We start from the raw sequence: 21,624 nt of genomic DNA, 5'->3' as shown, positions 1-21,624 counted from the left end.
CTGCCGACGGTTTCGTTCCCCGTTCCTCGCACGCGTCACCCCCGCGCGCGAGGTGCCCAGCTCTACAGGAGCCGAGCCGTCACGCGTGATGACCACCCGTTCCCTCAGCCCGAGGTTCTGATGCCGCCCTCCCTTCCTCATATCCGCACCGTGGTCACCTCCTACCTGGACCGGAATCCGTGCGAGCGAGACACCCTGGCCGGCCTGCTGGTGGCCCTGGACTCCGACGCCGAGCCGACCAGCCGCGTCACCCTCCCTGCGCACCTCACGTGCAGCGCCGTGGTGATCGACCGGCACCGGCGGGTTCTGCACATCCGCCACAAGGTGAGCGGAGGGCTGCTGCTCACCCCGGGCGGGCATGTCGAAGCCGACGACCACACGCTGCTGGCCACGGCACTGCGGAAGGTCGAGGAGGAGGCCGGGACCCCGGCCTCGGCCCTCACCCTGACGCCCGAGTTCCGGGACGATCCGATCGACATCGAGCTGCACGCCATCGCCCCCAACCCTGCCCGGGGCGAACCGGCCCACTGGCACTACGACGTGCGCTTCGCCTTCTACCTCGCCGACGATGCGCCCGGGCTCGCACCGCGAGCCGAGGAGGTGACGGGTTCGGCTTGGCTGCCGTTCGACGAGGCATCCTCCCCGACGCTGCGCGGGAAGCTTGTCGCCTCCGCTCTGGACGGAGTGATCGTTCCCATGAACGCCTCCGCGATCATCCACGACGGGGCCGGCCGGTACTTACTGCACCTGCGGGACGCCAACAAGCCGTGGATCTGGGAGCCAGGGTGCTGGTCGCTGCTCGGCGGCGGCCGGGAGCCCCAGGACCGTACCCCGCTCGACACGGTCAGCAGGGAACTTCGAGAGGAGGCCGGCCTGACCGTCGCGGGCCTGGAGCCGTATGCCGTTGAGCACGTCACCGGAAGCGACGGCACCCGCGTGCCGATCCAGCTGTTCACCGGCCGCTGGAACGGCGACCCGGCCCGTCTGCCCCTCACAGAGGGCGTGATGCTCGCCTGGGTGCGGCCCGAGAAGTTCCCCTACATGACGATGCTGCCGTCGACCAGGGCATTGTTGGAGCGGCACGCCGCCGAGCACCCCGCGCCCACCGACGTTCCAGCGGACGCCGCGACCACCGCTCCGGCAGACCCTCTGTCCAGGACCGTGCTGAACGTGCTCGGCGTCCATCTCTACCTGGAACGCGACGGCCAGGTACTTCTGGGACTGCGGCACCCGGACTCGGCGTACGCGGGCGGGTCCTGGCATGTCCTGGCGGGCCATTGCGAGGACGAGCCGGCGACGGCGTGCCTCGTGCGGGAGGCATACGAGGAAGCCGGGCTGGTGATCGACCCGGCGCACGTCGAGTTCGTCCACTTCGTACACATGAAGGACCGGGTCACCAGCCCGCCCCGCGTCCAGCTCTTCTTCCGTGCTCAACAGTGGGAGGGCACACCGCAGTTGCGGGAGCCGGACAAGTGTGCCCGGTGGCAGTGGTGGAGTGCCGAGGACCTGCCCGAGCCGATCGTCCCCTACACCCGCGCCGCGATCGAAGGCATTCGGGCCGGTCGCGTCTACACGGAGCTGGGGTGGTGACGGCGACCGGGTTCGACACGGTGGGGACCGCGTACGTCGCCCACTCCGACAGCGCGAGCCGGCGGCTCCGCCACTACCTGGTCCGGACCGGTCCGCTCAACTGTGTGTCGAGCCGCAGCAGACAGTTCATGAGCGAGGGCTCGCCGCCGCCCGCCGGACGCGTCGTTTCCGCGCGCCTGAGTCGGGCGTGCCCGGGTACAGCAGCCCCTAGGCGAAGCGGCCGGCCAAGTGGAGGGGCGGCGACGGCTCATCGGCATCCCACGTCTCCGGCTCGCCCAGGAGCCGCTCGGTCACCGACGCGGGCGCCTGACCGGCCGGGCGGGCTTCCTCGGCGTTTCACACGCCGCCGTGCCCTAGCGCATCGCCCGCCGCCCTGATGACCGCGCGCTCCCCGACGGGCCCAGCACCACGGTCGCAGCACCGACGGTGCAGCGTGGTGCGTCGCCCGAGTGCCTCGATCTCCGCTTCTTCGACGAGCGCCCACCGTGCGGTGAGGCCGAAGGTTCGACGGTGAGGTGGAGGATCCAGTGGACCCGTGCCTCAGCCGGTACTCGTGGACAGCAGGAGGCGGGCAATCCGGTCGGGATCGTCGGACATGGGTGAGTGCCCGCAGCCACGCAACCGGACATGGCGGGCCGTGGGCAGGAGCCGAGCCGCGCGATTGGCTTGATGCACGGGTGTCAGGAGGTCTCGGGTACCCCAGGCGACCGTGACCGGGACGCTGGGGGTGAATCCGGAAAGCCGGTAGGTGCGGGCGGCCCGGCGTGTGGCTGCGAAGCCGGGCGAGCCGGCCAGGTCACGCATGGCACCGTCGGCGGTCTCTGCCCTCATGTGCCACGGACGAGCGACGAGTTGCCAGAACGTGAGCGTGCGGCCAATCGGACTCCTGGTCACCCGTGCGGTGTGGTCGCCGAGGGCCGTCGCCATGGTGCGCGCGATGCGGAGCGAACCGAGGGCGTAGGCGGCCCCGGGGCCGTTCCACAGGCCGATGGGAGACAGCGCGGCGGCGCTCGAGACTGCGCCGGCCCGGGCGAGTTCGAGTGCGACGGCTCCGCCGAGGGAGTTGCCCACGACGGGCGGCCGAGTCAGACCGGCCGTGGGAAACCACCGAGCGACCTCGGTGGCCAGTGCCTGGACGGTGGGCCTGGTGCCCGGCAGCGGTGGGCTGTCACCGAATCCCGGTAGGTCGACGGTCACGACCTCGCGTTCACGGGCCAGCAGGTCGATGACGGGGGTCCAGCCCTCCCGGTCCAGCTGCCGGATCACAACCAGGGGCGCGCCTGTGCCACGGCGGCTGCTGGCGAGCTGAAGATCAGACATATGGGAACAGTACGTCTATATCGCACTCAAAGTGCTGCTCTAGACCGTGTCTCTTTGATTGGTTGGCCAGTCGATCGGATGTGTCCGTTCGGTCAGTGACCACTGATGCGATGCGGGACCGGATCGAGCCGCTGAGGCCGGCCGATCCGGTCCGCGGGCGGCGGTGGGCCGATCACCGCCGAACCCTCGGGGCCCTCGCATGGAAGTACCGCACCCGCTCGCCCTGGTGGGATCTGCCGGGCGAGTTCGGTCCGTTCCGGACCGCCCATAAGGCCGAGGTTGCTGACGACATCGACTGGACCGTGTCGGTGGCTTCCACCGTCTGTCGAGCTCACCAGCACTCCGCCGGCGCCAGGAAAAGGGGGCTCCAGGCCGGGCCGAACGTGATGACCATGCGCTCGGACGTTCCCGCGGCGGCCAGAGCACGAAGGTGCACCTCGCGCCGGCGACGGACCCGCGCGGCCGTTGGTCCCGCATGTCACCGCCGGTCAGGGTGATGCCCCTGCCTTCGAGACTGTCACGGCTGCCATTCGCGTTCCGCGAAGCGGACCCGGAGGACCGAGGACCCCCCGCCTTCGACACCGAGACGTACCAGCAGCGCAACGCGGTTGAACGCTCGCCATCGCCACCCGGCCGTACTCCATCTCGCCGCCGCCCTCGTCTGAGCCGGGCAGGTGACCGACGCGAGAAGTTCTAGGACTGATCGCCGACGACGGCGTGTTCTTTGAGGAACGCGCCCGCGTGGGCCGCTGCTTCCTCTGCGGTGGCATACGGCGCCCGATCGGCGGCCGTGCCCGACGCTCCATCAGCGCCTCGACCCGTCCAGCCCCAGCCACCGGAAGGCGACCGCACCAGCTCAGCAGTACCTCCGAAGAGCGCAAGCGTGCTCTTGCCCGCTGTCGCGGGTGCTGGACGGCTGACGGCATCGGGCCATTTCTTGCGAGCCCCCTGCCGGGTGATGCCCCAGACGGCTCCCAACTGCTCATAGCTCGCACCGTAGGAGCCGGCGGTCACCGCCGCCCGCTCCGTGAGCCGCTTGACCTCGCCGTCCAGCGCCTTCCACGCGGCCAGGACGGACAGCGCCACTTCGACCGGACTCGCGTCCCACATACGGTCGGTGGGCAACCCGGTCTCCCGGGAGCGGATGGCCGAGGCCAGGGGGTTCAAGGCGTCGTACAGGGCCCTGTCGAGCTCTGCCTGCTCTTCCGGGGTGATCTCATAGACCGTCATGCGACAACTATAGTTTACGAAAACGTCCACGTAAACCAAAGTTTCCGCATGCCTCGGTTGTCACCGCATCGAAGTGACAGGCTCTGGCCCCACCGGGGCCGGGCGGGCCGGGGCCGGCGGGGCACGACAACGGCGGGCGGCACCGGCCCCGGTCGGGGCGTGGTGTCCCGGGGGCGCGGGGGAGGTGGTCGCGGTGGAGCTGCGAGCGGCCAGTCGCACCAGGTGGCCTGGGTGGGCCGTAGCTGTCGCGGGGCTGACCGGCCTGCGGGTCGCCGTCGTGGCCGAAGACGCGGTGCCCGCTGACCGGGTAGCGGCCGGCCCGGTCCGGGCGGCACGGCTCTTCCACATGAGGACGTTGCTGCCGCAGACACAGGCTCGGATCATGCGGTGACGACGGACTCGCCCGGTGGGGGCGTTCCGCGGCGGCCAGGCTGCACAGGATCCGGCCGACGGGTCCGGCCGGGTGTGCGGGGAAGCGATGCTGGCAGGGATGGGGTTCTCCCGAAGCGTGCGGGCGTCGCGGGCAAGCACGACAAGGCTCCAGCCGGGCACAGCGAGGGCGGCGCGTGACTTGCTCGTGCCCGACATCTTCGACGGCACGGACGTAGACCAGGTACGTCGTCCTCACCGCCCGGACCTCGGCAGCCAGCAGAGCGCTCAGGAAGGCCGGCCGGCCCCGAGAAACTGCTCACTCCCGGGACTCCGGGCGTTGACGTCTTTCACGTGTCTCACCGGCCCTTGGTGTTCGTGCCTTGGTGGTGACGCGCTCGTTGAGCATGTCGAGTCGATTGGCGAAAGCGGAAGTTGGGGGGGGCGGCGTGGAAGTGGTGGGCGTGCACCACGCGTACCGTCGGCGGGCGGTGTTGCGCGGGGTGGACCTGCGGTTGCGGCCGGGTGTCATCGCCGGGGTCGTCGGGGAGAACGGGGCGGGGAAGTCGACGCTGTTAAAAATCCTGGCCGGTGAGCTGCGGCCGAGCCGTGGGACGGTGCGTCACGGGGGCCGGTTCGGATACTGCCCGCAGCAGGTGGTGCTCAACGACGCGTTGACGGTCGCGCAGCATCTGGAGTTCTTCCGGGCCGCGTTCCGGCTCGTTGATCTGAAGTACGCCGAGGAGCTGGTGGACGTTCTGGGTTTCGCCGACTACTTCGACGAGCGTGCGGGTGTGCTCAGCGGCGGGACGCGGCAGAAGCTGAACCTGACGCTGGCGTTGATGCACGATCCGCAGGTGGTTCTGCTGGACGAGCCGTACCAGGGCTTCGACTGGGAGACCTATCTGCGCTTTTGGGACCTCGCCGCCCGGTTGCGGGCTGCGGGCCGGTCGGTGCTGGTGGTCTCGCATCTGGCGTGGGACACCGAGCGGCTGGACGAGCTGTGGCGGCTGGGCGCCGGCAGGCTGCACTTCCAGGGGGAGGCGAGCACCGCGTGAAGAGGCATGCGAGGCTGTTCGCCACCGCCGCACGTTTCGTGTTGATCGAACACGCGCGTAACCGGTTCGCCATGGTGCTGGTGGTGCTGTTCCTTCCCGCGTGGACGACGCTGGCCTACCTGGCCATGCCGGACGACCGGGCGAGGATGCAATTGCAGGCCACCGGGCAGTGGCTCACCCCGCACGGCAATGAACTGACCGCGGTCAGTGGCGCCCTGAACGCGGTAACGCTGATCACCGGATTCCTGATGTTCGCCGCCACCTTCCATTCCGGCGGCTTCGACAAGCGCCTGGCGCTGGCCGGCTTCCCCCGTCCGCACCTGGTCGCCGCGAAGATTGCCGGGCTCGCCGTGGCCTCCGCGCTGGTCGCCGCCTACGCGACCGCCGTCACCTGGCTGACCTGGTCACCGCGCCAGCCGGCCTTTCTCGCAGCTGCCCTGTTCTGTGCCGGTCTGACCTACGGCATCCTCGGCATCGGCTTCGGCTGCCTGCTGCGCCGTGAGGTGGAGGGCATGTTCGCCATCGTCATGACCAGCATCATCGATCTGGCCCTGCAGAACCCGGTGACGAGCTCCGGCGCCGACAGTGCCGGACTGCGCCTGCTGCCCTCCTACGGCGCGATGCAGGCCGCCACCGCCGCCGGGTTCTCCACCAGAGCCGTCCCCGGCTGCCTGGTCATCCAGCTGGCCTGGTTCGCCGCAGCCGCCGTTGTCGGCCTGTTCGCCTTCCGCTACCGCACCCGCACCGCACTGCCCACGCACGCCCGCGCCCTGCCCGCACCACGCCAGGACACCGGCCGGGAGAGCCGCCCCGCACCGTCCGCCGACACCCCGCGCTGAGCTGCGCCGAACTAGATCGAACACGCAACCTCGGCCCCGCCGCGTCGTTGACCCGAACGTGCCGACACCGAACATCTCTTCCGATCACCGCCCGCTCCTCCGGCGCAGCACCACGGACGACGACCCCGTCCTGCGGGCCGCGTACGAGATCTGCCGTCGGCAGACCCGGCGCGACCCGGCCGAGTACGCGCTGATCCAGCTGATGCCGTCCCTGCTGCGCCCAGCCTGCTGGGCCCTGTGGGCGGCGGCGAACGCCGTCGACGACCTGGCCGACGCCCCTGACGCCACGGCTCCGGAGCGCACTGCCCGGGTCGAGGCATGGATCACTGCCCTCGACCGGGACCTGGCTGCGGGAACGAGCACGGACCCGGTGCGTCATGCCCTGGTCGACACAGCGGTGCGCTGGCGCCTTGACCTGGCCGGGCTGCGCGGTGCACTGGAAGTGGTGCGGGACGATGCGACCGGGCGCCGCTTCACGGACTGGGCCGGCTGGCGGGCCTGGGGCCGCGGGAATCTGCTGCCGTGGTTCGAACAGATGCGGGACCTTCTCGGCCGGGCCGGGATCCCGGTGTCCCTGCGCCTGGACTGTCAGGACGCTTACGAGCAGTTCCTCGACGGTGTCCGGCTCACCGACATCCTCACCGACCTCGCCGCCGACCTCGCCCAGGGAGACCTCCTACTGCCCCTGGAAGCCCTCGTGGACCACCCCGGCGCCGAGCAGGACTTGCTGGAGCGCCGCTGGAGCGAGCAGGTCGCAGCGCTGATCCCCTACCTGACAGCAACGGCGCGCCGCTGGACCACCCGGCCCGAACTGACGCGCGGCATGCACCCCGGGCCGGCCACCGTCATCGACACCATGGCCGCCCTCCTGCACGCCCAACTCGACGCCGTCGACCGGGCCGGCCCCGAACTCCTGCGCACAGCGCCGCGCCCCCGCCTCGTCACCAGCGTCCGCATCCTCACCCCCGCCCGGCTGCGTGCCGCGCTGGCCTGGACACTCACTCCCTTGATCACTCCCGGTCCGCGCCGGGCGATCCCTCCACACGCCACCACCGCGCCACGCCCCCTCCCGGCTGCCCGCACCGGCTACCGCCAGCCGCCGCCCCACCCCGGGGGCCACACGCCACCCCGCATCCCCGCCGACCGGATGCCCCGCCACGTCGCGGTCATCATGGACGGCAACGGACGCTGGGCCCAAGAGCGCGGACTGCCCCGCCACGAAGGCCACCTCGCCGGAATCCAGGCCATGCACGACACCGTCTACGGCGCCCTGGAAATCGGACTGCCCCACCTGACCCTCTACGCGTTCTCCACCGAGAACTGGCGCCGTGACACCGACGAAGTCGGCCGCATCCTGTCGGCGATGCGAGACGAACTCGACGCAGACCTCTACCGCGACCTGGATGTCCGCCTGCGCTGGTCCGGCCGGCCCGAACGTCTGCCCGCCGACCTCACCGAAGCCCTGCGCCGACAAGAGCACACCACCCGCACCCGCAGCGGCCTGACCCTGACCTTCTGCATCAACTACGGAGGCCGCGACGAGATCACCCGGGCCGCCGCCGCCCTCATCCGCGCCGCCCAGGCAGGCCACGTCAACCCCGAGCTGCTCAGCGAACGTGACATCGCCGCGCACCTGCCCCACCCCGACCTGCCCGACGTCGACCTGCTGTGGCGCACGGGAGGCGAACAACGCACCTCCAACTTCCTTCCCTGGCAAGCCACCTACGCCGAACTGCACTTCGACGACCTGCACTGGCCCGACGCCGACCGACGCCACCTGTGGCAGGCCATCACCGCCTACACCAAACGCCAACGCCGCCACGGCGCCACCCTGCCCACACCACGGAACACGCCGCCACCAGCTGACAGCTCACCCGCAATCCCCACCCAGCAGAACGGACGACCGACAGTGCCAACCGCAGCCCCCGCCGACACGGACGACAGCACCCAGAGGTGACGCTCGCTCGCCCGACGGCAAGAACGGGCGCGCGAGGCGACCCCCGACAAACTCTGGGCGACCGTGCTGCCCACGCACGTCAGGCCGCGCACGGCCGGAGGAGCCCGAGCGGGTGCTGCTCTCGATGCGCTTCTTGATGCCGGAGCACCGGGCGGCATGGAAGACCGGGGCCCTTGGCGCAGAAGTTCGCCCCGTGGACGCTGACCTGACGCGTAGAGCTGGACGGGTGCTTCGGTCAGCCCCAGTCGCAGCCGGTGCCGTCGTTGTCGCGGTCGAGGTGGCTGCCGTAGCCGGGATCGCCGCGGTGGACGGGTGCGGCGCCGGCAGCTCGCGCGGCAGCGCAGTTCTCGTAGTAGACGCTGCCGCCGCCGCTGCTGTCGTTGTTGCTGCTGCCTGTGCCGGTGTCGTAGGCGGGCTCGGCGGTGACCGTCTCTGTGACCTCGACTTCCACGGTCTCTGTCACCGTCGGCGCCGGCTCGGGCTCTGCGGCGGGGCTCACGGTCGCTGTGGTGGTGACGGTGACGGTCGGCTGGGGCGTGGCCGCGGTCGGCTTGGTGTCGTTCTTGGGCTGGCTGTCGCCTGCGCCGGCACCGATGCCGAGGAAGAAGGCGAGACCGAGCGCGGGCAGGACATAGCGTTTACGTGCCCACCTCGGTGCGGGCTGTCCTGCCGGCGGCGGTGTGTACGGGTTGGTCATGTCGCCCCCCTGATTGGTCGTTGAAGCGTTGACGATAGCCGCTACGTGAAGAAAACGTGAAGTTCTGGGGGAGATTGCCGGTCGTGGCAGCGGTTCGTCCGGCTCGACGCACCGCGGGCACCGTGACCGGGCTCCGTCAGGCTGATGTCCGGTGACTGCGGGCCGCGCGCCGTGAGTGCGCGCTGGGGCTCGTCCGGCGGATCATGGGCCGGCAAGGGCCGGACCGAGGCGAGGGCCGGCCGGTGCCCCAATCGTGTTGACTGCCCCGGCAGGCAGTGCTGGAGTCGGCACGTGGACAGCATCCCCGCCAACCGGCGGCTCTGGAACCGGATCAGCAGCGCCTACCAGCACGAGCACGACCCGCAAATCGGCGCCGCACCCCGGCTGTGGGGCATGTACTCCATTCCCGACGCGCACCTGCACGCCCTGGGTGACGTCACCGGCAAGCGCGTCCTCGAACTCGGCTGCGGCGCCGGCCAGTGGTCCAGAGCGCTCGCCGCCGAGGGCGCCACCGTGGTCGGGCTCGATCTGTCCGAATCCCAACTCGGCGCAGCGGCGCGCGCGATGGGAACGGCCCACTACCCGCTGGTGCAAGGCGCCGCCGAACAACTCCCCTTCGCCGCCGACAGCTTCGACCTGGTGTTCTGCGACTTCGGTGGGCTCAGCTGGGCGCACCCGCACCTGGCCGTCCCGCAGGCCGCACGCGTCTTGGGCCCCGGCGGGCGCCTGGTGTTCAACGTCGCCAGCCCATGGTTCGAGGCTTGCTACGACGAAGCCGCCGGCCGCGTGACCACGACACTGCAGCAGGACTACTTCGGGCTGAACGCCATCGACGAAGGCGACGGCGCGACCAGCTATCAGCTCACCTACGGCGACTGGGTCAAGATCCTGCGCGGCGCGGGTCTCATCATCGACGACCTCATCGAGCCGCGGCCCGAACTCGGAACACCCAACGGCTACAACGAAACCGACCCACCCGACTGGGCGCACCGCTGGCCGGCGGAGCTCCTCTGGGTAACCCACAAGCCGTGAGCACGGCTGATGCAAGGAGCCCGCGGCTACGCGAGGCACTGGCCGCGACCCAATGCCCCAACGTCGACCGCCTCCGCACAGTCCTTGCCCCGCCTCTACTGTCCATGCCCTGGATGTCGAGCAGGAGCAGAGAGACGCGCCACCACAGAACCTGAGCCAGAACCTGTTGATGTTGGCTGCTGAAACCGCTTGACTCCCTCTTGGCGTGCGCATTCGCACGCCCTATCGGACGACGAAGGAGTGGACCGTGGATCGACGAAGGCTGCTGGGCACGGCGGCGGCCGCGGCCGGAGTGGCACTGTTACCCGGCAAGGTCATGGCGGCTGGAGGGGGCTTGGCCGCGCGGGTGCGGCCCTACCTCGACCGCGCGCTGGCTTCTGGTGCCCCGAGCGCGGTATTCGGTGTCATCCACGGTGGCCGGCGGTATGTGGCTGGTGCCGGCCAGGAGGGCCCCGCCCCTGACGGCAGGACCGTGTTCCAGCTCGGCTCGATCGGCAAGACGCTCACCGCCACCGCACTGGCGCGCGCGGTGGGCGCAGGTACGATGCGGCTGGACTCGCCGCTCGTCCTGCCGCCCGGGTTCACCGTCCCGCGCGGGAAGACCCGGCGGATCACCCTGCGCGACGTGGCGACCCACTCCTCCGGTCTGCCCACCCTTCCCGCCAACCTCCTGGCCGAGGCGGACCCGTACAACCCCTATGCGCACTACACGTTGGCGGACTTGGCCGCCGGCCTGCGCCTGACCCCTTTGGACAACGAGCCGGGCAGCGCCTACGCATACTCCAACCTGGGCTTCGGGCTGCTCGGCCAGGCGCTGGCCTTCGACGGCGTGGACGCGATGCTGCAGCGCCGGGTGGCCGCGCCACTGGGCCTGCGGGACACGACCACGGCCCTGCGACCGGACATGGCTTCCCGCAAGGCCGTCGGCCATATGGCCGGGGAGGCCGTTCCCGACTGGCGCGACCGTGTCCTCAGCGGTGCGGGCACCTCCATGTACAGCACCGTCGATGACATGCTCCGCTACCTGGATGCCCAACTGCGCCCGGATCGCTCGCCGCTGCGGAACGCGATCGAGCTGACGCAGCGTCACCACTTCACCGACCCCGCCACGGGCCTGCGGCTGGGGCTCGGCTGGCACTTCGGCGCGCTGTCCGAGGGCCGCACGATGACGTGGCACAACGGTGGGACCTACGGCTTCAGCACCTGCGCGGCGTTCGACCGGGAGAACGGAACGGCAGTGATGATGATGGTGAACACTTACAGCGATACCGCACGCCCCTTCGACATGCTGGTCTTTTCACTGCTCGACGAACTCGTCGGCTCCTGAGCCCACCGCCGGTCCGGCGGGAGGACGCATCGGTTGCGGCGAGGTGGATGCGGGTAGTTGACGGCGTGCTGGTGGTGAAGCCTGCCGAGGCGCTGCGCCTCAGGTCGCAGACGGAGCGAGCGCGGTCTCACATGTACTCGAAGTACCGGTCGTGCCAGACCGCCATTTCCGCCTCCTCCTCGCCCTCCTCTTCGGCCGTTTCACCCGCGGCCACGAGCACCGCAACCAGCTCCTCGTCCCGGTGCGCCTCCAGGACCGACGGTCCCTCGTACGGCTCACGCAGGAGATCGACCGGGACGAAGGTGCAGCCCATGGCCGTACAGACACCGTCGAGCCACGTCACGACCTCCTCGGGCGGGCGTGCCTCTGGCGTCCTGGCCCAGGCCACTTGAGCAGGACGGCCCGAAGCGTTCCTCAAGGGCGCTCACCAAGCGGGTGTAACAGTCCGGCGCAGTCTCCTTGGTGAAGTCTGCGGGGCGTTCCAGGTGGCGTGGATCGTCGTGCTCCAGTAGGAGCGCCCGGATCTGGTCCATCGGGAGCATGTCGTGCCCTTCCGTCAATTCTGGTGCGGGTTGTGCTGGCCTCGGTCACCGTTGCCGGATGGCCTCAGGGTCAGCGCCCGGCGGAGCGGCTGGCCCGGTCCCCTGATCGAGGCGCGCGAAAAGGCAGTGCGTGACTCCCTGGTCGCTGGTGAGCGTAGCGACCGGTCCGCCCCCGGGATGCTCCGCGACTCCCGTGTCCCACGGGGGCCCGGCACCGATGGTTCCGGAGGCACGTAGGAGGCCGTGGCCGGAGCGCCTTCCGGTTCACAGACCCCAGCAGGAGTCCACTGCCGCAGTCCGTCTCCCCCTGCCACTACGAGCAGTGGCAGGTCCGGATGCCACGCCACAGCGGACGTACGCTCTGCCCGCTCCCAGCCGACGGCGTCTTCATCGGCGTTCGACCCGTCGTTCCGTTCAGACGCTCAACACATACCGTATTACGGAAAGCTAATATCGCTACACGGAATATCAGCTGAGGGGGGCGGAAACGTGCGACGGTCGGTGCGGGCCCGATGGTGGTGGTGTCCGGCACACGTGCCGGGCTTCTGCGCGCAGGTGCTGCGGGGCCTGGGCCAAGTGGTGTTCCAGGTGAGTCCCTGGACGGGGGCCGTCTTCGCTGTGGCCCTGTGCATGGCCGACTGGCGGTACGCCGCGTACGCGGTGGGGGGCGCAGCCCTGGGTACCTGGACCGCCCGCTGGCTCGGCGTGCCACGCGACCGGCAGGAGGCAGGTCTGGAGGGCTTCAACGCCGCGTTGCTCGCCCTCTGCCTCGCCGTCTTCCTCGGCCGGGACCGGCCGGCCACGGCACTGCTCGCCGCCGCGGCCTGCATCGTGGTCACCGTCGGCACGGCGGCGGCGGTGCGTGTGCTGAGCGTCTGGAACCTGCCGGCGCTGACCCTGCCCTACTGCCTCCTGGCGGTCGCGGTGACCGTCGCCGCGCCCGCCTTCCGGCGGACCTGGCCGCACGGCGACAGCCTCGCCGCGCTGCCGGGCGCGGCCTCCGGGCCGACCGCCCTGCACCCGGACGACCTGGCGCGGGCGTTCCTCCACAACGTGTCCCAGCTCTTCTTCCTGGAGGGGTGGCACGTGGGGGCGCTGTTGCTCGCGGGTGTCTTCCTGGCGAGCTGGACGGCTGGGCTGATCGCCTGCGCCGGCAGCGTGACGGGCATCGTGACCGCGTGGGCGCTCGGGGCGCCGGCCGAGCGGATCGCCGACGGCACCATGGGCTACAACGCGGTGCTGGTCGCACTTGCGCTGTGCGGCGTGTTCCTGCCGGCGGCGCCCGCCACGCTGCTGTACGCCCTGCTCGGCGCGGCGACCGCGACGGCTGTGACCCCGGCCGTCGCCGCGCTGCTCGCTCCGTCCGGCGGGCACGCCTTCACCTGGCCGTTCGTGCTGACGACGCTCGCTTTCCTGGCCGCCGCCCGCTCCTTCCCGCGGCTGACCGGCCCGGACCGTGCCCAGGGCCCCGGCCCGGCCGTGGGTCTCCTGCGATAGCTGGATGAGCTCTCAAGGAGGGCCTGCGACTCGCCCCGGGGCGGGTGTGCTGCGCTTATGGCCGGGTGCTGTCGATGTGCTCGAGCAGCGTTCGGGCTTCGACGGTGCGCCTGTGGTCCGGGCCGAAGGAGGCCAGGCAGGCGTCGTGAGCGGCTGCCGCCCGGCGCCGGGCGTCGGGAGCGCGGCGCAGAGCCCACAGGGCGTTGGCCAAGGCCAGTTCGACGGCGCCCGCATCTGGGTGGCGCTGGTGTTCGGGCAGAGCGCGGTACAGCCTGTCGGCGCCCTGCGCCTCGGTGAGGGCGTCTTCGTAGCGGGCTTGGCCGTTGAGGCTGCGGGCCAGTCCGAGGCGCAGGACGAGGGACGCCCGGTCACGTTCGGGACGGGCGGCCAGGGCTTCCCGGGCGAGTGCCTCGGCCTCCTGGTGACGTCCCTGCGCATTGAGGGCGAAGACCAGCCCATTGCGGGCGGCCGCAGCAAGGAGTGACATCTCCGGGCCGGTACCGCGGCCTGCGGCCTCGGCGACGGCCGCACATTCCGCCTCGCACTCGGCGTGCCGGCCGAGCGAAGTCAACTGCTGGGCGCGGTCCGAGCGCAGCTTCAGGGTCAGCCAGTGATCGGCTCCGAATATCCTGCTGAAGACGGGCAGCGCTTCGTCGTAGGTGGCGAGTGCCTCGGCGTGGCGCCCTTGGGCGCCCGTCGCGAGCGCGGCGATGTTCAGCGCCACCGCTGCGTATTCGTCGTCGCGTGGCCGCGATCGGGCCAAGGCGCGGGCTTCGGCCTCCGCCTCGGCGTAGCGCCCGCCCTCGTAGAGGGCCTTGGCCGCAGCCACCGGCGTTCCCGTCATTCGCTGGGCGTCGCTTCGGCCGCGCGGCCGGAAGAATCTCATGACGGGAGCATACGGACGCTGCGCAGCATGCTCGGCGAAGAGGCAAGGAACGGCAACCGGCGCAGCAGGCGAGCCGAGACGGACACGGCGGCCCGGGAGGCCGGGCGGCAACGGGCCCGGCCGGCCCAGCTCGAGGCACGCCCAGCATCCTCCCCTCCGGGGCCGGGCAGGCACGCGCTTGGCGGATCTTTGACGTAACCGCAGGACTGGAGAGCGATCGCACGGCAAGGAGCTAGTGGTGACACGCATGGCAATCGTCGTTCTGATCCTTGTCGCAGGTGTACTGGCGGCACTGGCCGCGGCCCTGGCGTCCCCTTGGTGGTTGCTCGCCGCCGTGCCGCTGCTCCTGCTGGGCCTGTTGGCCGTGTGGGATCTGGTGCAGCGCCGGCATTCGGTGCTGCGCAACTATCCCGTGCTCGGCCATGCCCGCTTCCTTCTGGAGCGCATACGTCCGGAGCTGCAGCAGTACTTCGTCGAGCGGAACTTCGACGGGCGCCCCTTCGACCGGGATGTGCGCAGCATCGTCTACGAGCGGGCCAAGGGCACCGACGCCGAGGAGCCGTTCGGTACCGAACGGGATGTGTATCAGCCCGGCTACGAGTTCCTGGTCCCGTCGATGGCGCCGTGCCCGGTGCGCGAGTCCCCGCCACGCGTTCGGATCGGAGGCCCGGACTGCGTCCGGCCGTACGACATGGCACTGCTCAACGTGTCGGCGATGAGCTTCGGCTCACTGTCGGCCAACGCGGTGCTCGCTCTCAACGGCGGTGCCGCGGCGGGCGGCTTCGCCCAGGACACCGGCGAGGGCGGGCTGTCGGAGTACCACCTGCGTCCAGGGGGCGACCTCGTGTGGGAGATCGGCACCGGGTACTTCGGCTGCCGGACCTCCGACGGCGGCTTCGACGCCGCCATGTTCGCCGACAAGGCCGCGCACGACCACGTCAAGTGCGTGTCCCTAAAGCTGTCGCAGGGCGCCAAGCCCGGCATCGGCGGTGTGCTGCCGGGCCCCAAGGTGAACTCCGAGATAGCCCGGGTCCGGGGCGTGCCCGAGGGACGTACGGTCGTCTCCCCGCCGTACCACCGGGTGTTCTCCACACCGCGTGAACTCGTGCGCTTCGTCGCCCGCATGCGTGAGCTGTCGGGTGGCAAGCCGGCCGGGTTCAAGCTGTGTGTGGGCTCACGCCGGCAGTTCCTGGCCGTGTGCAAGGCCATGCTGGAGGAGGGCACGGCGCCCGACTTCATCGTGGTGGACGGCGCCGAGGGAGGAACCGGAGCGGCGCCGCTGGAGTTCGCCGACCACGTGGGCACACCGCTCACCGAGGGCCTGCTCACGGTGCACAACGCCCTCGTGGGGGCGGGCCTGCGCGACCGGGTCAGGATCGGGGCGAGCGGCAAGATCGCCACCGGTACCGACCTCGTCAAGCGCATGGTGCAGGGCGCCGACTACGGCAACGCGGCACGGGCGATGATGTTCGCCGTCGGCTGCATCCAGGCGCAAAGGTGCCATACCAACACCTGCCCCACCGGCGTCACGACCCAGGACCCCCGCCGAGCCCGTGCCCTGGACGTGCGGGACAAGACGCCGCGCGTCCAGCGCTTCCAGGAGGCGACCGTGGCGAGCGCCCTGCAGATCATGGCGTCCATGGGTGTCACCGACCCCGCGGAGCTGCGCCCGCACATGCTCCGTCGGCGGGTCGACCCCCTCACCGAACGCTCCTACGAGGAGCTGTACGAGTGGCTCGAGCCGGGGCAGTTGCTCGTCGAGCCACCGGCTTCATGGGCGGCCGACTGGAAGGCCGCCGACCCTGATCGTTTCACCGTCTGACCTGGAGGACTCACGTGGCCCGTACCGTTGCCCAAGTGATCGTGGACGCGCTGAGCGAACTCGGCGTGCGCCAGGTGTTCGGCGTTGTGGGAGACGCTCTCAACCCCCTGACGGACGCCATCCGCACCACCGACGGCCTGGAGTGGGTGGGATGCCGGCACGAGGAAGCGGCCGCCTTCGCCGCGAGCGCCAGTCGCAGCTCACCGACACCCTCGGCGTGTGCATGGGCACCGTGGGCCCCGGCTCCGTACATCTCCTCAACGGGCTGTACGACGCGGCCAAGAGCCATGCCCCGGTGCTGGCCATCGCCGGCCAGGTGCCGCTCGCCGAGATCGGCAGCGACTACTTCCAGGAGGTCGACAACGACGCCCTCTTCAGCGACGTGGCCGTCTTCCGCGCGACCGTCACCTCACCCGACCAGCTGCCGCAGATGCTGGAGACGGCCGTACGCCACGCACTGGGCCGCAAGGGCGTCGCCGTCCTCACCGTGCCCGGCGACCTGGGCGAGCGCGAGCTGACCGCGGACCGGCCGGCCCGGTTCTCCCTGAATGCCCCGTTGAGCCGGCCGGACGAGTCCGCCGTCCGCCGCGCCGCGGAACTCCTCGACGGGTCGGAGCGCGTCACCCTGCTCGTCGGCCAGGGAGCCCGGGCCGCCCGCCAGGACGTTCTCGCCCTCGCCGACCGCCTGGCCGCCCCCATGGTGCTCACCCTGAAGGCCAAGGCCGGATTCGAGGGCGACGCCAATCCCTTCCAGGTCGGCCAGACGGGCCTGATCGGCAACCCCGCCGCGGCGGCGGCCCTCCAGGACGCGGACACCCTCCTGCTGCTCGGCACGGACTTCCCCTACCGGGACTGGTATCCCGAGGGCCGGACCGTCATCCAGGTGGACACCGAGGCGACCCACATCGGACGCCGCGTCGCAGTGGACGTGGGGCTGGTGGGCGACACCGGCGCCACCGTACGCGACCTCCTGGACCACCTCGCCGCCGCACCCGCCGGGTCCGAGGGAGCGCGTGACCGCTCGCACCTGGAGAAGGCGCGTGAGCGCTTCGACCAGTGGCGTACGGGCCAGGCCCGGCTCGCCGACCCCTCGCACGACAAGGGCGTCGTGGGGCGCATCCGCTCCGCACTGGACAACCGTGACCACGACATCCGGCCGGAGGCCCTGGCCGCGGTCGTGGACCGCCTCGCGGCCGACGACGCGGTCTTCACCTCCGACACGGGCATGGCCACGGTGTGGCTGTCGCGTTTCGTCGAGATGCGGGGTGAGCGGCGCCTTGTCGGCTCCTACAACCTGGGCTCGATGGCCAACGCCATGCCGCAGGCTCTGGGGGCCCAGTTCCTGGACCGCGAGCGGCAGGTCGTCGCCTTCTGCGGTGACGGCGGACTGGGCATGCTCCTCGGTGACCTCATGACGCTGAAGACGTACCGGCTCCCCGTCAAGCTGGTCGTCTTCGACAACCGCCGGCTGGGCATGGTGAAACTCGAACAGGAGCAGGCCGGTCTGCCCGAGTTCGGCACGGTACTCGACAATCCCGACTTCGCCGCGGTGGCCGAGGCCATGGGCATCACGGGTATCCGCGTGACGGACCCCGCCGACGTGGAGAGCGCCGTGGAACGCGCCTTCCGCACCCCGGGACCGGTGCTGCTCGATGTCCTCACCAATCCCGACGAGATCGCCGTTCCCGCCAAGCCGACGGTCGAGCAGGGATGGGGTTTCGCGCTGGCCAAGGTGAAGGAGGTCGTACGCAGCCACGGAGAGCCGGACGGACACTGATCGGCCCTTCGCGGGCACGCGGATCGTCGCCCGGGTGAGCGTGTGCCACCGCTGCGTCGACACCGCCCTCACCCGGCACGGGGACGCGGCCCGCTCGAAGCCCCCGAAGATCCTCGGCTCCGTCGCCTTCGCCACCGCCCTCGCCCAGGCCGGCCGTCGGCGAGCCGGGGTGCCCACCGCCGAGGCGCACCGGCACCGCCCGGGCCTTCGTTGTCACGCCAGTCCGCCGTCTTGTGCTGCGGCGGCGCCGGCCCGGGGCAGCCCACGCCTCGGGCGACGAGGGCCCGGCAGGGATGCGTTCGTTCCCGCCCCGGACGCAGTCAGGGGGCCGTGCGCAGCGGGGGGACGGCCGGTACCTCGGTGGCGTTCTCGATGTCCGCCGGGGTGAGCCGGAACGCCTCCGGGTAGGCGTCGCGGCGTGTGCGCCGGGGCGGTTCGCTGGTTCGCCAGGTGTAGAGGCAGCGGTCGCACCGCAGGACGTCCCAGACGCCGGGGACGGGTGAGGAGTAGAGGGTCCTGATGCTCTCGTGGGCGCAGCGGGCGCAGCAGTCGTCGGTCATGGGAGTGCCTTCCTGATGGGAGCCGGTAGGACGGTGCCGGAGGCGGGCGTCAGCCGCGGGCTTCGGACAGCAGGCGCTGGAGCCTGGCCGTCCAGTCCTTCGCCTCGGGGAGGTCCTTGGTCGGCGTGGAGAAGTTGCCTCGCGTGTCGGGATGCACGGGCGTGGTGGCGTCGATGATCATCTTGCTGGTCAGGCCCGCGGGCTGGGCGGCAGGGGCCAGTTCGACCACCGAGAGGTTGGGCAGGATCATGACGTCGCCGGCCGGGTTCACCTTCGACGACATCGCCCACATGACCTGCGGCAGGTCGAACGGGTCGACGTCCTCGTCGACGACGATGACCGTGGTGATGTAACCCAGTCCGTGCGGGGTCGTCATGGCGCGCATGGCCACGGCCTTGGCGAAACCGCCGTACCGCTTCCTGGTGGAGATCACGGCCAGCAGGCCGTGCGTGTACATGGCGTTGACGGCCTGGACCTCGGGGAACTCGGCACGCAGCTGCTTCAGCAGCGGCACACAGGTGTTGGGGCCGACGAGGTGGTCGCACTCGGTCCACGGCATGCCCAGGTAGAGGGACTCGAAGACCGGGTTCGTGCGGTAGGAGATGCGGTCGATGCGGACGACGGGCATGCGGCGGCCGCCGGAGTAGTGCCCGGTGAACTCTCCGAAGGGGCCCTCGATCTGGCGCTTGCGGCTCTCGATGACGCCCTCGATGACGACCTCGGAGCCCCAGGGCACGTCGAAGCCGGTGAGGGGGGCGGTGGCGATGGGGGCGGGGGCGCCGCGCAGGGCGCCGGCCATCTCGTACTCGCTCTGGTCGTATCCCATGGGCATCCCGGCCACGATCGCCATCACCGGGTCGTTGCCGAGGGTGATGGCGATGGGCAGGTCCTCGCCCTTCTCCTCCGCCTTGCGCAGGTGGATCGCGACGTCGTGCACGGGGACGGGCTGTATCGCGAGCCGGTTCCTGTCGATGACCTGGAGACGGTAGGTCCCGACGTTCTGCTTGCCGAAGTGGCCGGGGTCCTCCGGGTCCCGGGAGACCACGGCGGCCTTGTCGAGGTAGAAGCCGCCGTCGCCGTCGTTGAGGCGGAACAGGGGAAGCACCGAGAAGAGGTCGACGTCGTCGCCCTCCTGCGTGTTCTCCCGCCACGGGGCGTCCTCGCGCCGCTCGGGGGCGACCGGGAAGGCGTCCCAGCGCCGGGCGAACTCCTCCACCTGCTCCTTGACCGGGGTGTGCTTGGGCAGGCCGAGGGCCAGTGCGTGGTTGGCCCAGGAGCCGTGGACGTTCAGGGCGATGCGCGCGTCGGTGAAGCCCGCGACGTTGTCGAAGTACAGGGCGGGCGCGCCGTCGCCGATCCGTCCGGCGGCGTTGGCCGCCGCCGCCAGGTCGGGTTCGGGAAGGACTTCCTCGGTGATGTGCAGCAGCTGGCCCTCCTTCTCCAAGGTGGAGAGGAAACCGCGCAGGTCGTCATAAGGCATGGGTACTCCGTGAAGGGCTGGAAGTGAGGGGGTGCGCCGGGGTCAGGAGGCCGGTCGCAGCCGGCGGGCGGCGCGCATGCCCTCCCACCTCTTGGCGGCGGGGGCGGGCAGGTCGAACTGGTCGAGGATCCGGGCCACGACGTGGTCGACGATGTCGTCCACCGACTGCGGGTGGTTGTAGAAGGCGGGCATGGGCGGCACCAACTGCACGCCCATCCGGGACAGCGCGAGCATGTTCTCCAGGTGGATCTCGTTGAGCGGTGTCTCGCGCGGAACCAGGACGAGCCTGCGGCGCTCCTTGAGCACCACGTCCGCGGCACGCCCGACCAGACCGTCGGCGTATCCGGCGCGGATTCCGGCGAGGGTCTTCATCGAGCACGGCACGATCACCATGCCGTCGGTGCGGAACGACCCGGAAGAGATGGTGGCGCCCTGATCCTCCGGCCGGTGCACGACGTCGGCCAGGTCGCCGACCTCGTCCGCGGACTTGCCCGTCTCCAGCTCGATGGTCGTCCGCGCCCACCGGCTGAGGACCAGATGGGTCTCGACGTCCGGCAGCTGGGCCAGCACCTGGAGGAACCGGACACCGAACACGGCGCCGGTGGCTCCCGTCATCCCCACGACCAGTCTCATACCGGGTTTCCTTCCGCGTGCACCGCGCTGGTCTGCGCCTATGTCCTCACGCTAGGAGCCCGGCTGAGGGTCGTGGCGGTACACTCGGGACTCGCCATGGGGAAAAGCGGACAGATTGAGAAGCGGCCCGGCATCCGGGACCTGGCGCTGCGGCGCACGGCCGGCTCCCCGCCGGGTCTGGAGCTGGTCGAGCTGGCGGGTCTGGCCGAGCGTGCCCGCCGGCACGGCAACGATCCGTACACCTCGCTGCGCCCCGCCTTCCACCAGCTCGTCGCCGTCCGGCCGGGCAGCCGCCTGACGGTGTCGGTGGACTTCACCCGGCACGAACTGTCCGGCGGTGCCTGGCTGTGGATCCGCCCCGGGCAGGTGCAGCGCTGGGGCGAGGACCTGGTGACGGCCGAGGGCCTGGTGATCGCCTTCCCCGCCGGCTTTCCGGACGCGGAGACAGCCGCCGCCCCGGTCGCCGACGTGGCACCGGCCCGAGGACCGCTCAGCCCCGGCGGCGCCGAAGCGGAGGGGTTGCGCCGGGCACTGGACCACCTGCGGTACGAGTACGAGGCCATGGCGGAGCTGCCGCTGGAGGCCCACCTGCGGGTACTGCGGCACCTGCTGGCGGTGCTGCTGGTGCGCCTGGCGGGGGCGTACGGCTCGGAGCCGGGCGGTCCGACACCGAACGAGACGTTCCGCCGGTTCCACGCGGCCGTGGAGCGTGACTTCGCGGTCACGCGCCGGGTGGAGGACTACGCGGTGGCGCTCGGGTACAGCCGTCGCACGCTCACCCGGGCCACGGAAGCCGTCACCGGCATGCCGGCCAAGCGCTACATCGACGAACGCGTGGTGCTGGAGGCCAAACGGGAGCTGGCCCACGGTCCGGCGGGCGTCGCTGCGGTGGCCGCACGGCTCGGGTTCGCCGACGCCAGCGACTTCACCAAGTTCTTCCGGCAGCGGACGGGGACGACGCCCACGGCTTTCCGCCGCTCGGCTCGCGGCGCCTGAGCGGCACCTGAC

Annotated in this window: 17 protein-coding genes and 2 pseudogenes; 11 read left to right on the top strand and 8 right to left on the bottom strand. The window is 70.9% G+C overall.

The window, feature by feature from the left end; translation table 11 throughout:
- Positions 1-120: 120 nt before the first annotated feature.
- Positions 121-1,590 (top strand): NUDIX domain-containing protein, encoded by a 1,470-nt coding sequence (locus tag IEZ05_RS09970; RefSeq protein WP_189229641.1) that lies wholly within the window; start codon positions 121-123, stop codon positions 1,588-1,590.
- A gap of 540 nt (positions 1,591-2,130) precedes the next feature.
- On the opposite strand, the gene IEZ05_RS09965 is transcribed toward IEZ05_RS09970, so the two are convergent.
- A complete protein-coding gene (locus IEZ05_RS09965) occupies positions 2,131-2,910 on the bottom strand; it encodes an alpha/beta hydrolase family protein (protein WP_189229640.1) in 780 nt (259 codons plus the stop codon).
- A gap of 80 nt (positions 2,911-2,990) precedes the next feature.
- Here IEZ05_RS09965 and IEZ05_RS09960 point away from each other — a divergent pair.
- Positions 2,991-3,477, top strand: a pseudogene (locus IEZ05_RS09960) (transposase); the annotation flags it as partial.
- A 126-nt stretch (positions 3,478-3,603) separates the two neighbouring features.
- Here IEZ05_RS09960 and IEZ05_RS09955 read toward each other — a convergent pair.
- Positions 3,604-4,140 carry a hypothetical protein gene (locus IEZ05_RS09955; RefSeq protein ID WP_229869643.1) on the bottom strand — a complete coding sequence of 179 codons (537 nt, stop codon included), beginning with the start codon at positions 4,138-4,140 and terminating at the stop codon, positions 3,604-3,606.
- A gap of 818 nt (positions 4,141-4,958) precedes the next feature.
- Here IEZ05_RS09955 and IEZ05_RS09950 point away from each other — a divergent pair.
- Genes IEZ05_RS09950 through uppS form a run of 3 tightly spaced genes read left to right on the top strand, consistent with a single transcriptional unit; the run spans position 4,959 to position 8,363 of the window.
- The gene (locus IEZ05_RS09950) at positions 4,959-5,567 is read left to right on the top strand and encodes an ATP-binding cassette domain-containing protein (RefSeq protein WP_189229639.1); all 609 of its coding nucleotides are present in this window, start codon (positions 4,959-4,961) and stop codon (positions 5,565-5,567) included.
- Complete coding sequence (locus tag IEZ05_RS09945) at positions 5,564-6,406, top strand: ABC transporter permease (protein ID WP_189229638.1); 843 nt, start codon at positions 5,564-5,566, stop codon at positions 6,404-6,406. The genes IEZ05_RS09950 and IEZ05_RS09945 overlap by 4 nt, the downstream gene beginning before the upstream one ends.
- A 58-nt stretch (positions 6,407-6,464) precedes the next feature.
- A complete protein-coding gene (gene uppS / locus IEZ05_RS09940; RefSeq protein ID WP_268255170.1) occupies positions 6,465-8,363 on the top strand; it encodes a polyprenyl diphosphate synthase in 1,899 nt (632 codons plus the stop codon).
- Between the two features lie 235 nt (positions 8,364-8,598).
- On the opposite strand, the gene IEZ05_RS09935 is transcribed toward uppS, so the two are convergent.
- Complete coding sequence (locus tag IEZ05_RS09935) at positions 8,599-9,060, bottom strand: excalibur calcium-binding domain-containing protein (RefSeq protein ID WP_189229637.1); 462 nt, start codon at positions 9,058-9,060, stop codon at positions 8,599-8,601.
- A 291-nt stretch (positions 9,061-9,351) separates the two neighbouring features.
- On the opposite strand from IEZ05_RS09935, the gene IEZ05_RS09930 reads away from it, so the two are divergent.
- Positions 9,352-10,092, top strand: coding sequence for a class I SAM-dependent methyltransferase (locus IEZ05_RS09930; protein WP_189229636.1), 741 nt, complete (start codon positions 9,352-9,354; stop codon positions 10,090-10,092).
- A gap of 205 nt (positions 10,093-10,297) precedes the next feature.
- Positions 10,298-11,419 (top strand): serine hydrolase domain-containing protein, encoded by a 1,122-nt coding sequence (locus tag IEZ05_RS09925; RefSeq protein WP_229869642.1) that lies wholly within the window; start codon positions 10,298-10,300, stop codon positions 11,417-11,419.
- A 127-nt stretch (positions 11,420-11,546) separates the two neighbouring features.
- Here IEZ05_RS09925 and IEZ05_RS09920 read toward each other — a convergent pair whose 3' ends face one another.
- Positions 11,547-11,762, bottom strand: coding sequence for a hypothetical protein (locus tag IEZ05_RS09920; protein ID WP_189229635.1), 216 nt, complete (start codon positions 11,760-11,762; stop codon positions 11,547-11,549).
- A 733-nt stretch (positions 11,763-12,495) separates the two neighbouring features.
- Between IEZ05_RS09920 and IEZ05_RS09915 the strand changes: the two genes are divergently transcribed.
- Positions 12,496-13,458, top strand: a complete 963-nt coding sequence (locus IEZ05_RS09915) for an urea transporter (protein ID WP_229869641.1) — start codon at positions 12,496-12,498, stop codon at positions 13,456-13,458.
- Positions 13,459-13,513: 55 nt separating this feature from the next.
- Here IEZ05_RS09915 and IEZ05_RS09910 read toward each other — a convergent pair whose 3' ends face one another.
- Positions 13,514-14,344: a tetratricopeptide repeat protein gene (locus tag IEZ05_RS09910; protein WP_229869640.1), complete on the bottom strand. Its 831-nt coding sequence runs from the start codon at positions 14,342-14,344 to the stop codon at positions 13,514-13,516.
- Positions 14,345-14,582: 238 nt separating this feature from the next.
- Between IEZ05_RS09910 and IEZ05_RS09905 the strand changes: the two genes are divergently transcribed.
- Both IEZ05_RS09905 and IEZ05_RS09900 read left to right on the top strand, forming a co-directional pair.
- Positions 14,583-16,166 carry an FMN-binding glutamate synthase family protein gene (locus IEZ05_RS09905; RefSeq protein WP_189229634.1) on the top strand — a complete coding sequence of 528 codons (1,584 nt, stop codon included), beginning with the start codon at positions 14,583-14,585 and terminating at the stop codon, positions 16,164-16,166.
- 14 nt (positions 16,167-16,180) lie between these two features.
- Positions 16,181-17,943 (top strand): annotated as a pseudogene (locus tag IEZ05_RS09900) (thiamine pyrophosphate-dependent enzyme).
- A 320-nt stretch (positions 17,944-18,263) separates the two neighbouring features.
- Here IEZ05_RS09900 and IEZ05_RS09895 read toward each other — a convergent pair.
- Genes IEZ05_RS09895 through IEZ05_RS09885 form a run of 3 tightly spaced genes read right to left on the bottom strand, consistent with a single transcriptional unit; the run spans position 18,264 to position 20,616 of the window.
- Entirely contained in the window at positions 18,264-18,503 is a 240-nt protein-coding gene (locus tag IEZ05_RS09895; RefSeq protein ID WP_189229633.1) for a non-oxidative hydroxyarylic acid decarboxylases subunit D, read from the bottom strand.
- A gap of 49 nt (positions 18,504-18,552) precedes the next feature.
- The gene (locus tag IEZ05_RS09890) at positions 18,553-19,983 is read right to left on the bottom strand and encodes a non-oxidative hydroxyarylic acid decarboxylases subunit C (protein ID WP_189229632.1); all 1,431 of its coding nucleotides are present in this window, start codon (positions 19,981-19,983) and stop codon (positions 18,553-18,555) included.
- A gap of 42 nt (positions 19,984-20,025) precedes the next feature.
- A complete protein-coding gene (locus IEZ05_RS09885) occupies positions 20,026-20,616 on the bottom strand; it encodes a non-oxidative hydroxyarylic acid decarboxylases subunit B (protein WP_189229631.1) in 591 nt (196 codons plus the stop codon).
- Positions 20,617-20,712: 96 nt separating this feature from the next.
- Here IEZ05_RS09885 and IEZ05_RS09880 point away from each other — a divergent pair, with 96 nt between their 5' ends.
- Positions 20,713-21,612 (top strand): helix-turn-helix domain-containing protein, encoded by a 900-nt coding sequence (locus tag IEZ05_RS09880; RefSeq protein ID WP_189229630.1) that lies wholly within the window; start codon positions 20,713-20,715, stop codon positions 21,610-21,612.
- The last annotated feature ends 12 nt before the right edge of the window (positions 21,613-21,624 follow it).

Source organism: Streptomyces flaveolus (assembly GCF_014648815.1).
Lineage (GTDB): Bacteria > Actinomycetota > Actinomycetes > Streptomycetales > Streptomycetaceae > Streptomyces > Streptomyces flaveolus.
This window is presented reverse-complemented; position numbering and strand designations above follow the sequence as displayed.

Bases quoted from the DNA above. Each gene is read 5' to 3' on its own strand.
- IEZ05_RS09895 (WP_189229633.1), bottom strand. From the start codon at position 18,503: ATGACCGACGACTGCTGCGCCCGCTGCGCCCACGAGAGCATCAGGACC.
- IEZ05_RS09880 (WP_189229630.1), top strand. From the start codon at position 20,713: ATGGGGAAAAGCGGACAGATTGAGAAGCGGCCCGGCATCCGGGACCTG.
- IEZ05_RS09910 (WP_229869640.1), bottom strand. From the start codon at position 14,344: ATGAGATTCTTCCGGCCGCGCGGCCGAAGCGACGCCCAGCGAATGACG.
- IEZ05_RS09965 (WP_189229640.1), bottom strand. From the start codon at position 2,910: ATGTCTGATCTTCAGCTCGCCAGCAGCCGCCGTGGCACAGGCGCGCCC.
- IEZ05_RS09935 (WP_189229637.1), bottom strand. From the start codon at position 9,060: ATGACCAACCCGTACACACCGCCGCCGGCAGGACAGCCCGCACCGAGG.
- IEZ05_RS09955 (WP_229869643.1), bottom strand. From the start codon at position 4,140: ATGACGGTCTATGAGATCACCCCGGAAGAGCAGGCAGAGCTCGACAGG.
- IEZ05_RS09885 (WP_189229631.1), bottom strand. From the start codon at position 20,616: ATGAGACTGGTCGTGGGGATGACGGGAGCCACCGGCGCCGTGTTCGGT.
- IEZ05_RS09890 (WP_189229632.1), bottom strand. From the start codon at position 19,983: ATGCCTTATGACGACCTGCGCGGTTTCCTCTCCACCTTGGAGAAGGAG.
- IEZ05_RS09970 (WP_189229641.1), top strand. From the start codon at position 121: ATGCCGCCCTCCCTTCCTCATATCCGCACCGTGGTCACCTCCTACCTG.